9 protein-coding genes and 1 pseudogene are annotated in these 12386 nt (G+C 57.8%); 7 read left to right on the top strand and 3 right to left on the bottom strand.

What is annotated here, in order from left to right:
* Positions 1-150: 150 nt before the first annotated feature.
* The 3 genes from sctV to EOC94_RS27245 all read left to right on the top strand — a co-directional run bounded on the left by sctV (position 151) and on the right by EOC94_RS27245 (position 4176).
* Positions 151-2214 (top strand): type III secretion system export apparatus subunit SctV, encoded by a 2064-nt coding sequence (gene sctV / locus EOC94_RS27255; protein WP_127294597.1) that lies wholly within the window; start codon positions 151-153, stop codon positions 2212-2214.
* A gap of 53 nt (positions 2215-2267) precedes the next feature.
* Positions 2268-2810, top strand: coding sequence for a tetratricopeptide repeat protein (locus EOC94_RS27250; RefSeq protein WP_245463404.1), 543 nt, complete (start codon positions 2268-2270; stop codon positions 2808-2810).
* Positions 2811-3705: 895 nt separating this feature from the next.
* A complete protein-coding gene (locus tag EOC94_RS27245; RefSeq protein WP_127294595.1) occupies positions 3706-4176 on the top strand; it encodes a MucR family transcriptional regulator in 471 nt (156 codons plus the stop codon).
* A 230-nt stretch (positions 4177-4406) separates the two neighbouring features.
* On the opposite strand, the gene EOC94_RS27240 is transcribed toward EOC94_RS27245, so the two are convergent.
* The 3 genes from EOC94_RS27240 to EOC94_RS27230 form a co-directional block, all read right to left on the bottom strand.
* Entirely contained in the window at positions 4407-4619 is a 213-nt protein-coding gene (locus EOC94_RS27240; RefSeq protein ID WP_008874821.1) for a cold-shock protein, read from the bottom strand.
* A 690-nt stretch (positions 4620-5309) separates the two neighbouring features.
* Positions 5310-5849, bottom strand: a complete 540-nt coding sequence (locus EOC94_RS27235; RefSeq protein WP_127294593.1) for a hypothetical protein — start codon at positions 5847-5849, stop codon at positions 5310-5312.
* A gap of 315 nt (positions 5850-6164) precedes the next feature.
* A complete protein-coding gene (locus EOC94_RS27230) occupies positions 6165-7286 on the bottom strand; it encodes a DUF418 domain-containing protein (RefSeq protein ID WP_127294591.1) in 1122 nt (373 codons plus the stop codon).
* A gap of 757 nt (positions 7287-8043) precedes the next feature.
* Here EOC94_RS27230 and EOC94_RS27225 point away from each other — a divergent pair.
* The 4 genes and pseudogenes from EOC94_RS27225 (at position 8044) to EOC94_RS27210 (ending at position 11783) form a co-directional block, all read left to right on the top strand.
* Entirely contained in the window at positions 8044-8499 is a 456-nt protein-coding gene (locus EOC94_RS27225; protein WP_245465665.1) for a response regulator transcription factor, read from the top strand.
* A 244-nt stretch (positions 8500-8743) separates the two neighbouring features.
* Positions 8744-9180 (top strand): annotated as a pseudogene (locus tag EOC94_RS27220) (helix-turn-helix domain-containing protein); the annotation flags it as partial.
* 618 nt (positions 9181-9798) lie between these two features.
* On the top strand, positions 9799-10458 hold the full coding sequence (locus tag EOC94_RS27215; protein ID WP_127294589.1) for a response regulator transcription factor: 660 nt from the start codon (positions 9799-9801) through the stop codon (positions 10456-10458).
* Positions 10455-11783 carry a HAMP domain-containing sensor histidine kinase gene (locus tag EOC94_RS27210; protein WP_127294587.1) on the top strand — a complete coding sequence of 443 codons (1329 nt, stop codon included), beginning with the start codon at positions 10455-10457 and terminating at the stop codon, positions 11781-11783. Before EOC94_RS27215 ends, EOC94_RS27210 begins: the two co-directional genes overlap by 4 nt.
* The last annotated feature ends 603 nt before the right edge of the window (positions 11784-12386 follow it).

Genomic DNA, 12386 nt, shown 5'->3' with positions numbered 1-12386 from the left:
GAAACATTTGCTGCCCAGCCATTTCGCGCCTGCTTGTGGCTCTCATGCAGGGTCACGCGCTGGCCAAGGCTGAGGCGCCTTCGGAGTTCGAAAGCCACGTTTCATGGCGTAACAGCAGAGTAAGTCTCAACCGATTGCAAAGGTGTCTCGATGGCCAACGTCCTGCGTGACTTCATCAAGCGTGCGCCGGCCAGCCCGGATTTAATGGTTGCGTTGATGCTGCTTCTGGCTGTCGCGATGATGGTCATGCCTATCCCGGTCGTGGTGGTCGACGCCCTGATAGGATTCAATATGGGGTTGGCCATACTGCTGATGATGGTTGCCCTGTATGTCAGTACTCCACTTGATTTTTCCTCTTTGCCCGGCGTTATTTTGATTTCCACTGTATTCCGTCTCGCGCTCACGGTCGCAACGACGCGACTGATCCTGGCCGAGGGGGAGGCCGGCAGCATTATTCATACTTTTGGCGATTTCGTCATTTCAGGCAATATCGTGGTGGGTTTCGTCATATTTCTGGTCGTCACCATGGTGCAATTCATGGTCCTCGCGAAGGGTGCCGAACGGGTGGCAGAAGTGGCGGCGCGTTTCACGCTGGATGCTCTGCCGGGCAAGCAAATGGCGGTCGACGCAGAGCTACGCAACGGCCACATCGATGCCAACGAATCCCGCCGGCGGCGCGCCGAATTAGAGAAGGAAAGCCAACTCTATGGTGCGATGGACGGCGCGATGAAATTTGTGAAGGGCGATTCCATCGCCGGGCTGGTGGTTATCTGCATCAACATGCTGGGTGGAATTTCGATCGGCCTGCTCTCCAAGGGCATGTCCTTCGGCGAGGTACTGCATCACTATACTCTGCTGACGATAGGCGATGCATTGATATCGCAGATTCCGGCCCTTCTGCTCTCCATTACTGCGGCGACCATCGTCACCCGTGTGACTGGGACGGCGAGGATCAACCTCGGTACCGAAATGGTCAGTCAGCTCACGGCCAGCACTCGAGCCTTGCGACTGGCGGCCGGCGTCCTGGTTGTAATGGGGTTCGTTCCTGGGTTTCCCCTCCCCGTCTTTCTGATGCTGGCCGCAGTGTTCGCTGCGGCAAGCATTGTCAAGGCTGATGTGCTGGGCGCCGGCACTGCCGATGCGAAAGGTGGAACTGCAGCGGAGCCTAAGCAAGCCGCGCCTGCGAAGGAATTCCCGATCGCATTTTTTCTAGCGCCAGATCTTATGCAGGCGGTCGATCAAGCCGAATTGCAAAAACATATTGGGCGCGTTTCGCTCCTGGTCACAGCCGATCTGGGCATTATCGTTCCTCGCATCCCTGTCTTGGTTGACGAGCAGCTGCCTGCATCGCAATTCCGGATTGATGTCGAGGGCGTGCCAGTCGAACAGGACGCCTTAGATCCAAACCAGATGACGCTCCGAGCCGATGTAGCGCACGTCGACTCGAGCGGTGTCCCCCTTAGACGTGAGCCGAAAACGGACAGACTCCCGGTTGAACATACCCCTGCAAAGGCCCTTACGGGCGCCGGCACGGAGCATAGGGCTCCCGGCGAACTCCTCGCCTTGCGCGTCCATGCAGCGTTGACCCGCTACGCACCGCGATTGGTGGGCATCCAAGAGACCCGACATTTCCTGGGCCGAATGGAGCAGGAATATTCTGAGCTTGTGAAAGAGGTGCTACGCACGACGCCGATTCCTCGGATTGCCGATGTTCTGCGCCGCCTCCTGGAGGAAGGTATCCCAATCCGCCACACCCGTCTCGTGTTGGAGGCATTGGCCGAATGGAGCGAGCGTGAGCAAAACGTTGCCCTGCTGACGGAATATGTCCGTTCTGGTTTGAAGCGACAGATCTGCCACCGCCATGCCAACACGGAGGGCATCGTGTCCGCCTTGGTCGTCGAGCGCGAGAGCGAGGATGTGATGCGTGGCGCGGTTCGAGATTCGGATGCAGGCCCCTATCTCGCACTGGAGGATCGGCAAAGCGAAGCGATGCTATCACAGATACGTCAGGTCCTTTCGAACGCAGAACCGGGTCAAACCCGCCCTATTCTGTTGACGTCGATGGATGTCCGACGTTTCGTCCGCGGCTTTCTGACGCGAAACGGGATTGATCTCGCCGTGCTGTCTTATCAAGACCTCGCCTCCGACTTTACAATTCGCCCCGCAGGATCCGTCACACTCCCGCACGGATCGAACAGCGGATTGTTAGAGTAGTCCCACCTTTCCTAACTGAACGCCACGCGCCTCCCCGATAACTGAGAGATAATATGAATAGTAATACAGTTTCTCCATCGCCTATGTTTCTGCGCCGGAACTCACTTCTTTTTGCCCTACTCGCCATTCTGCCTTTGGGCGGTTGCGCCAGCTGGCAAAAGCCGGCTCTTTCCGTGCAGGAGACATCTTCCCCCGAGTTGCTCAGCGCCGATCAAATCGATCCGGCTATGCGCGAACGCATTTTGCGCGAAGTTGGTCAGGATGTTCAAGAGCGGGCTTTGCGGGATGAGGTGAAGCAGCACCCGGACAATGTTGATGCGGCGATACGACTTACAAATGCCTTGGTGGGCCAGAAGCGCCCGCACGAAGCGGTTGAGGTGCTCGACAGCGTCTTGGTTGCAGCCCCAGGAAACGTACGTGCATTGAATGCGAAGGGCGTGATTTTGGACATTGAGGGGCGGCATGACGCGGCACAGGCCCTGTATCGGCGAGCTCTCGAAAACGAGCCAGGCAATCAGATGGTGCAGCATAACTTCAATCTGTCGCTTGCCTTTAACGGCAAGTCCGAACAACCAAGGTTAGCACGATCGCAATAGGTGGGCACAGCGCATGTGCAGCCTGTTCCCCCGCTCGAACACGCGCTCGGCTCCCATCATAGATGGCCCCCTGAAGAGAGCCATATCTATGCAAAACAGTTGCTCCAGATCTGGCCGGCAGAGATCGGCAGGAGAGCCGGATGACATCACGCGGCCACCCGCAAGGCCACCCGCCTCGCTTCGTTGCCAGAGCGCCCTCTCCCTCGCCAGGTCACCGTCTCGCAATGCGGCGACCTGGCTTAAGGCGGTCGACCGAGCGCCCGATGCAGTAGCCATGAATACGTAACGCAGCGATGGACCCGCCGGATCGTGTCGCGCTTGTGCTGGCCGTCCCTGCCATTACAGCACGGTGATTGTAGCTGGATCCTATTCTAGAGGCATCGATGGTGCGGATGCCTTCGATCCAAACAATCGATTTGTTGAATTCGTCCGCCTGAGGAAATTAGCTGCGGCGATCCGACTTCCGACGCCTGCAGGCGCAAAACCAACAGCGTGAGCGCTGCGGGTCCGGAGGCAGGCTGCAAAGTGCAATCACCAGCGCTGATAAGCGGCAAGTGAAGAATGTATCGCTCGGGCGACTCCTGTGTTGTGCACGGTTGCCCCGCGAGGTGAACTGTAGCAGCTTGGCAGCTCAGCGTTCACGAAAGGAGAAAAGATTTGGGGCCAAGCAAAGACCGGCTTTTTTGATTGTCTTGCTGTATCGCTATGGTGGGGCGGGCGCGACCGCTCCCATAATTCAATACGCTGCCTTTAGCGATGGACGATGACGGGATGCGTCGCCGAGACTTCAATGGTGGAGGAGCAGCGCACCCGTCGATCCATTTGCTTTCAGCGGCAACCGCCACTATGTAGCGACACTTCGCCCAACTGTGTTTCAAGCTGCCCGGAGAAGTTTATGACAGAAGAACCCCACAAGACCGACATCCTCATCGAGCTCACTGCCGATGTTGTATCAGCCTACGTCTCCAACAACCCCGTCCCGGCGGGGGAGCTTCCTGCCCTGATCGCCCAAGTGCACGGGGCTCTAAACGGCACGGCTGGACTCATACCGGCAGAAGAGCCTGTGCCTGTAAAAAAACCTGCTGTCCCGATCAAAAAGTCGATCGAACCGGACTACATCATTAGCCTTGAAGACGGCAAGAAATTCAAATCGCTAAAGCGCCATCTGGCGACGCACTATGGTCTGACCCCAGACGAATATCGCGCCAAATGGGGTCTGCCGTCGGATTATCCCATGGTGGCGCCGAATTACGCCGCTGCGCGCTCCGCCTTGGCCAAGACCATGGGACTCGGCCGCAAACCGAAAGAGCCGGAAGCCCCCGCCCCGGCGCCGGCGAAACGGACCCGCAAGAAGGTCGCAGCCTAAATCCGTATCAACAGTCGTTCCGGACGCGCAGCAGCCGTAGGCCCAATCTGCGCGGAATCAAAGGGCGGGGATGAGCCCCGCCTTTCCCGTCCAAGAGCCTCATTTCCAGAGTAATTAATGATGGCTCCAGCAATCCCTGCCGCGGCATTAACTTGCATGCTCCGGCCCGGGTTTCGAGCCGTCAATGCGTTCCGGCGATGACGAAACCTTGCCAAGGCTTTCCCGGACCGTTAGCCAGCCTTGCTGAGGCTGCCTGCAGAGGACTTTCCCGTGCGGCGATCCTGTTCCACCTCGTAGTTGATCTTCTGGCCCTCATTAAGGGTCGACAGGCCCGCTCGTTCAACAGCGGAAATGTGGACAAAGACATCCTGACCGCCGTTGTCAGGCTGAATAAAACCAAAACCCTTCGTGCTGTTGAACCACTTCACCGTTCCAGTCGCCATATCCATTCCTTTGTAATAAGTCGCACTTAGGCAGGCCATTCACGCCAGCCTGATTTGTACACGAGACTTTAGGCGCAGCAAAATCGGAAAATTGCAAGGCCCACTCGATCGCCTGATCTCCAGCAGCAACTGCAACATATGCGAGGCTCGTGCCAGACGAGGCGTATGCCAGACGTTTCGTCGTGCGCTGTCGCTCGAACGTTGACAGAAACAATGACACACCTTGCAAACTCGGCACATCTTGTGGACGTGCTCGGGTCGCTTCTCGACTGCGATACCCGCTCCTGACCGGGTATCGTCGGCCAAAATGAGGGTTTTTGTCATGTGCCGCCAGACCGAAAGATCAGGCGCGCAGCGACCTGCACACTCAAACCGGAACCCGCGAACCTCGATTAGCTTTTGCCTGCTCCGAAGGGCGGTAGCCTGCTCTGAGGCGGGCCACTGTCGGGTTGAAAACCAACTGTCGGGTTCGGAACCCCAGATTGTCGGCAAGGTACGCGCCGCCCACTGGTTGGCCAAAGGGGCACTGGCTCCTGATCCTGCCGCCATGCTCGCCCGATCTCAACCCGATCAAGACAGGTCTGCTCAAAACTCAAGGCGCGGCTGCGGAAGAAGGCGGCCAAAACTTTCGACGCTCTCTGCGGAACTCTCGGCGATATCTGCCAGCTGTTGGAGCCAAATCAAAAACCATTAATTGCGACAGGTGATTTTATGACATTCATTGCAAAGAGGCCAGAATGAACAGCGGAAGAGAGTAGCAGCTCTCTGGTCGCGGCGAGGTGGATCGTCGACACGATCGGCACCTGGCCCGTGCGGGGATCGCACCGCAGCCAGCACCAGAGCCAGACCTTGACCGCTTGCCTTGCTCAGGCGCCTCAACAACGAGTGGCTGGAGCAGATCCACGTGAACTCAGCGATATCGATCAGACGATGCTTACCCTCATGAAAGCCGATCCCGACGCTGTCCAGCGCCGCGAAATCCTGACCAGCATATGGCGCCTCGGATGCCACCGCCTGCACACTCACCATCGACATGCCGGAACTCGGAACCAAAGGCCGCAAGCCTCGCCGGCCTCGGCAAAATGGAGCGGCCGCGCCTTCATCCGGGGCGGCCGGGCCAATGTTCGCCAGGCCCTCTACATGCCCGGCCTTCGCCCTGCGCTTCAACCCCGACCTCAAGGCAAAATACCAGGCGCTAAAGGCGGCAGGCAAACCCGCAAAGGTCATCATCTTGTTGCGAAAGCTCCTCATCCTAGCAAACGCTCTCCTCAAGGCGCAGCGAAAATGGCCCCTAAAACCCTTGACCGAAACGGATACCTTAGCCTTTCAGGTGAGGCGGGCCGACATAGACCAACCGCGGGTTTAACTTCGCGAGTTTAAGCTGATTATGCCGATGCCAACTCTAGCGCCTGCGCGACCGTTTTAGCTTCCATCAACAAGGCGGCAGGGTGGGAGGAAGTACCCTCCCCTGCCGCGAACAAGCTTTGGACAAAACCCCACCTTTTTTGTCCGTAATGTGATCGGGAGGCCGGGGCGCGGCGGTGCTCAGCGGATGTGACGCGCGAGATCTGCGACCCTACCCATCAGCACTTCCATCGGTCCTCGCTGGAAGACGCGCAGCCAAAGCACCGCAAAAGTGCTGATAACCACAACGAAGCCAAAGAGCGTGGACAGGCTCTCGTCTTTGAAAATGTTTATCTTCATAAGATAGGCTATTCCCGCAATGTGCAGCACATAGGCCGTCAAAGACATCGAGCCGACTGCGATTATTGGCCAGACCAGCTTTCGCAGACGCGGGAGCGCATCCACAGCGAGCATGCAAGCCGCCAAGATGATCATTGCGCAACCGGTGCTGCCCACGATCGAAAGCGTCGTTTCGCTATGAGGTGCGGCTATCCATGACGACTTGACTATCAATGACGACTTGGAAGGCTCAAAAACGCCGTCAACGTCAGACCACCACAAGGAGGTTTCAGTCAAAGCGCGGGAACTCAGCGCGAGCAAGGATCCCCCATGGCCCAACACGGCCAGCGCGACCCCCGCCAGACCAAGGCGCCAATGCGCTGCTAGCGTATTAAGATTAAGGCGCGCGATGGCCATGCCAGCGATGAGGAAAGGAACCCAGGTCACCGCGGGATAGTAGCCGTTGACCATGAGGTCGAAGACCGGGTCGAGGAGGTTGGGGGCAACCGACAGAAGGGAGGAACGGACTTGCGGGAGAACTAATGCCGTAGCGGCAGCGATCAAGCCCAGCTGATATGCGCTGAGCCGATGGAGCGGCAATACCAACAAGAAGCAAATTCCGTAGTATTCTAGGATGACTTCGACCTGGGTACCGAGGCAGCCCAGGATTGAGCCAAGCGCGAGCAAAACAAGGGCACGAATTGCGACTCTGGCGATGGCCTGTCTACCGGCTATCCCCGACTTCGGCGCCTTGCGACCTGTAATCAGGAGGATTGAAAAACCGGCCAATACGGCAAACAGGGCCGACGGCCGCCCATGGGTTAGTTCCATCAGAAACCCGACTAGTCCTCCTTCGCCGGGGTCGGGACCGAGATGGGCGGCATACATCCCGAAGACAGCCAGGCCCCGAGCGAGGTCGATGCCGACCAGCCGATCTACTACCGACCCATTCCTAGCGTCGGCAACCGGTGCCTTCATTACCATGGTAGATTCCCTTGTTGGGTGTGTGGATCGCGGGAGCCGCGATAGGAGAGCCGGTCGGCTGCTGCCGTCGCCTCGTGAAAGGGTTCAAAACATCGCGCCATCTGGCGCATCGAGCCGGCGACAGAGCTGTTCAGCCATTAGCCTGGGGTAAGAACAACAGATCGGCTCACAAAGCCTGTGTCACGGACCTGAAAAGTGGTGTCGCGGAACCGTCGTTTTTTGCATGATGGCTAAGCCGAGAGATCCACTGCACCGACGAGAGACTCAGCGACGTTGGATATCCGATCAGTACGCCGCGGCTCCGCCGGTGACGATCACCCCGGGTGTCAAGGCCAGGGCGTAAACCTGCCATAATCTGTGGTGGTGCGCCCGCGACCAATCCGTTCGACAAAGCTCGGCGCATGGTCGAGCCAATCATATTCTTCCATGTGGCTGTTGCCTGAAAAACCGAAGACGCCGTTCGCTGGTCCAGCTGTTCCAGACCTCGGCCTGCGTCGGTCGTTAGAACCGGCGCGCCTGTTTCCCAAATCAATTTGCTGATGCAGCCGCCGGGGGTCACATTGAGCAAAAGTGCCGAGGTCAGGACGGGTTTCATAGGGGCTCTTCGTTTGGCTTTGTTAACGACCCCTTTCTTGCAAGTTGTAGCTGACAGCAGCCTGAAAGCTCCCCAAATAATTCGCTGCCGCCGGTTCAGCCTATTGTCAGCTTCGACCAATAAGATGGGAGCCTTGCCCTCATACCGGAGCTCGGCAGCATGATGCGAATACTGCTCACTGAAGACGATAAGGACCTTGGAAGTGCTATGCACGATCATTTGGTGGCTGGTGGCCACGCGGTCGACTGGGCCAAGAACCTGTCCGAAGCGCGCGATTATGCAGCTGTGGTCGGCTACGACCTTATTTTGCTCGACGTTCACCTGCCGGACGGCAATGGGATCGACTATCTGCGGGAGCTGATCAAGGAACTTGAATCGGCACCGGTCATCATTCTGACAGCCTGCGATCGGATTTCGCATCGCATCGAGGGCTTCAACGCTGGAGCCGACGACTATTTGGTCAAGCCGTTCGATCTGGGGGAACTCTCAGCGCGTATCCATGCAGTGGCACGTCGCCATGGGCATTTTCCGGAGCCGCAATTTTCGGTTGGGACGCTTTCCATACAGGCAGCCGAGCGACGCCTCTTCCGCGACGGGCAGGAGGTCTACCTGACTTGACGCGGATGGGCGGTGCTCGACTACCGTCTGCCCCAGCCCTGCACGGTCGTTTCAAAAGGGAAGATCGTGGACGCGCTTTTCGGCAGACGGCGCTGATTCATACTCTAAAAGAAAATTCGGCTTCCAGTTGCCTTGGCCATGACTGCCCTTCCCGAGAGATGGGTGACATTTCATTCCGGATAGATGGGTTACACTTTCGGCCCTTTGCAAGGAGAGCAAGGTGCCTTGGAAGGAGTGTAACGTCATGGAAGAGCGGCTGAAGTTCGTCGCCCGGCTGCTGGACGGCGAGAAGATGGCGGTGCTTTGCCGGGAGTTCGATATCTCGCGCAAGACCGGCTACAAGATCCTCACGCGCTACAATGATAGCGGCCTGGAGGGGCTGACGGACCGATCGCGGCGGCCCTATCGCCACGCCAATCAGCTTCCGTTTCAAATCGAGAAGCTGATTGTGCGCCTCAAGCAAGACAAGCCGACATGGGGTGCGCCGAAGATACGCGAGCGGCTGGCCCGGCTGTATCCGGATGTGCACCGGCCCGCGATCTCGACGGTGCATATGCCGTGCTCGACCGCCACGGCATGGTCGAGCGCCGCAAGCGCAGGCGCAACAGGGCGACGGGGACACCACTTTCAAACGGCTGTCGCCCTAACGATCTTTGGTGTGCCGACTACAAGGGCGAGTTCGGCAGAGAACACGGCCGGGACAGGGGATCACAAACACTTGACCGTTCCAGACCCTGGCAGTGGCGCATCGATTGACCGTTGGCTCTGTTCGTGGGCACCGAAATAGGGCCTTCTTGGTCCTCGGCAGAGAATATGGCCCGGACGGGGGATAACAAACACTTGACCGTTCCAGACTCTGGCAGTGGCGCATCGATTGACCGTCGACTCTGTTCGCGAGCGCCGAAAATACGGACGACCCCTATGGTCAAAGTGCACTTCTGACCTGCTAGGCACTGTTCGATAACTGGAGGCACCCGCTACGGTGCCCTCGTATTTAAGACACCTGTCAGTTTCAAGCCTGGACATTGACGCGTGGCGCGGCTGCCATTCGTTGACCGCCACGTCGAATTGCCCGCCAACCAGTGTACAGCCGCCGGTGGTCACATTGAGCAAAAGTGCCGAGATCAGGAGGGGTTTCATAAGGCCTCTTCGTTTGGCTTTGTTAACGACCCCTTTCTTGCAATTGTAGCTGACAGCAGCCTGAAAGCCCCCAGATATTCGCTGGCGCCGGTTCAGCCTACTGTCAGCTTCGATCAATAAGGCAGGAGCCTTGCCCTCATACCGGAGCTCGGCAGCCTGATGCGAATACTGCTCATTGAAGACGACGACGACCTTAGAAGTGCTGTGCACGATCATTTGGTGGCTGGTGGCCACGCGGTCGACTGGGCCGAGGACCTGTCCAGAGCGCGCGTTCATGCAGCTGTGGCCGGCTACGACGTTATTTTGCTCGACGTTCACCTGCCGGACGGCAATGGCATCGACTATCTGCGGGAGCTGATCAAGGGGCTTGATACAACGCCGGTCATCATTCTGACAGCCCGCGATCGGATTTCGCATCGCATCGAGGGGCTCAACGCTGGCGCCGACGACTATTTGGTCAAGCCGTTCGATCTGGGGGAACTCTCGGCACGCATCCGTGCAGTGGCACGTCGCCAAGGGCATTTTCCGGAGCCGCAATTTTCGGTTGGGACGCTTTCCATACAGGCAGCCGAGCGACGCCTCTTCCGCGACGGGCAGGAGGTCCACCTGTCTGGACGCGAATGGGCGGTGCTCGACTGCCTTCTACGCCAGCCCGGTTCGGTCGTTTCAAAGGGGAAGATCGAGCACGCGCTTTATTCATTCAATTCGGAGTTCGAGAGCAACACAGTGGAGGTTTATGTCAGCCGGCTCCGCAAGAAGATCGGCGGGGATAGAATAGCAACCGTGCGTGGCTTCGGATACAGGCTCGTGGTCACATGACGAACTCGAACAGCATGACGAGAAAGCTGATATCGTGGTTAGGCGGGGCAACGCTCCTGGTTTGGATCGCCGCCCCAACCATTGCTGCGTTCATTTTTTGCAATAATGTAAACGAAAGTTCGGATGACTTGCTCCAGGCGAGCGCAAAGTACAGACAACCAGAGCTGATCAAGGTCTTGAATGGAAAACACGTTGATCAATACAATAACCACTTGCCAACTTATGAAAAGTACTGGACCCATCGTGAGCAGGTTATTAATAAGTACGGGGTAGTGCTTATTTCTGAACCGGAAGAGGGTCAGCAGCCCTTCCCTGATGCTCCCCTGAGTAACGGCTTTTGGGGAAACGCTGATTACCGCGTCTACACAGAGCAGATCCAAGACGGCGTGTATCATCAGTTGGCCGAACCGCTTGATGGCCGCCGTACCACAATCGCGAAGGGCGCACTTTTTGTCTTCCTTCCGACACTCGTGCTCCTGCCCTTTAGCTTAGCTGTTTGGTGGATCGTGATCCGGCGCTCGCTGCGGCCAATCGAGGTACTGCGACAGCAGATCGGATCGCGCGACGGCGGCAATCTGTCACCAATGGACTTGAGCGATTTCCCGGCAGAGTTGGCTCCAATCGCGGCATCCGTCAATCGGCTTCTCGATCGTCTGCGGGCGGCTCTCGAGGCCGAACGCGAGTTCGCCGCAAACAGTGCGCATGAACTGCGCACGCCGATCGCAGGTTCAATCGCTCAGATGCAGAGATTAGTGGCCGAGCTCCCCAATGGGTCGGCCAAAATGCGTGCGCGCGGCATCGAGCAAGCGCTGTCGAGCCTTGGCCGCCTTGTCGAAAAAGTGCTTCAGCTCGCTCAAGCTGAATCGGGGGTTGGCATGGCGGATCACGCGATCGATCTTGTCCGATCGGTTCGGCTGGAAATCGACGACCTGAGGAAAAAGCCGCAATATGCCGGACGCCTGCATCTTAACGTCGACGGCTGCCCCACTTTGATGCGCAAAGTGGATGTCGATGCGTTTGGGATCCTCCTTCGTAACCTGATCGAGAATGCGCTGATACATGGACTGGCCACTGTTCCGACAACAGTTTCCGTCCAAACTGATGGAACCATCGCTATTGCAAACGCCGGACCGGTGGTGCCCCTCCCCGACCTCGAAGGGCTTACAAAGCGATTTAGTCGTGGTGCTACTCCTGCTGCGGGCTCAGGCCTTGGTCTACATATCGCTAACATGGTTATCCAGCGGATCGGTGGCAGTCTAGAGCTTGCGTCGCCCGCCCGCGGTCGCAATGATGGTTTCGAGGCGATCATACGAATTCCTCAATGACACCGGTGAATTCGACGACAGTTGGACACAGGGCGGATTGCTGGCAAGGCTGCTGACATGGCGAACTGTACGGCAGTATGTATACGGCGTAGAAATCGTACTTCACACAACGCATTTCGGCCGCGGCAATCAATGCCGCTATCATCGTCTGAGCAGTTCGATCGAAGCGACACGACATGATCGGCAAAATCGAAGGCTCCGCCTCACCGCTCGCTCGATTTCGCCCGGGGAGAAAAAAGGCCATCCGAGAAAGTGCAAGCCGCCGCGCAAAGGCGACGTGTCCAATTGTCTGGGTGCCCCTGTGCGCCGGCCCGATCGGGTTGGCGCAGGTCCAGTAAGGACCCGGACCAACCATTCCATTTAGACGACCGGCAGGTTTTAATCGGCGTCCGGATCGCCGTCCCAAAATGCCCCAAGTATACGGCTAGAAAGGCTGCCAACGATCGAGCTTTGGTCGGAGGCGTGCTTGTCAGCGTCTTGGGTGCTTGACCGGCCCTTGCAATGGCCATCGCCATCGCAAGTATCGTGCGTGGCAAGTGAGACCGCAATTTCATCAGCCTGGAGCCGACCGTATCGGTGCTTTTTTCTGATTTAGGGATTTTT

The organism is Mesorhizobium sp. M6A.T.Ce.TU.016.01.1.1 (assembly GCF_003997065.1).
GTDB classification, from domain to species: Bacteria; Pseudomonadota; Alphaproteobacteria; order Rhizobiales; family Rhizobiaceae; genus Mesorhizobium; species Mesorhizobium mediterraneum.
The sequence above is the reverse complement of the archived record's forward strand: the minus strand, read 5'-3'. Positions and strand labels throughout refer to the sequence as shown.

Coding starts and splice junctions, on each gene's coding strand:
- EOC94_RS27235 (WP_127294593.1), bottom strand. CDS start 5,849: ATGATGACCTTTGCGGGTTTGCCTGCCGCCTTTAGCGCCTGGTATTTT.
- sctV (WP_127294597.1), top strand. CDS start 151: ATGGCCAACGTCCTGCGTGACTTCATCAAGCGTGCGCCGGCCAGCCCG.
- EOC94_RS27230 (WP_127294591.1), bottom strand. CDS start 7,286: ATGGTAATGAAGGCACCGGTTGCCGACGCTAGGAATGGGTCGGTAGTA.
- EOC94_RS27240 (WP_008874821.1), bottom strand. CDS start 4,619: ATGGCGACTGGAACGGTGAAGTGGTTCAACAGCACGAAGGGTTTTGGT.
- EOC94_RS27210 (WP_127294587.1), top strand. CDS start 10,455: ATGACGAACTCGAACAGCATGACGAGAAAGCTGATATCGTGGTTAGGC.
- EOC94_RS27225 (WP_245465665.1), top strand. CDS start 8,044: ATGCGAATACTGCTCACTGAAGACGATAAGGACCTTGGAAGTGCTATG.
- EOC94_RS27215 (WP_127294589.1), top strand. CDS start 9,799: ATGCGAATACTGCTCATTGAAGACGACGACGACCTTAGAAGTGCTGTG.
- EOC94_RS27250 (WP_245463404.1), top strand. CDS start 2,268: ATGAATAGTAATACAGTTTCTCCATCGCCTATGTTTCTGCGCCGGAAC.
- EOC94_RS27245 (WP_127294595.1), top strand. CDS start 3,706: ATGACAGAAGAACCCCACAAGACCGACATCCTCATCGAGCTCACTGCC.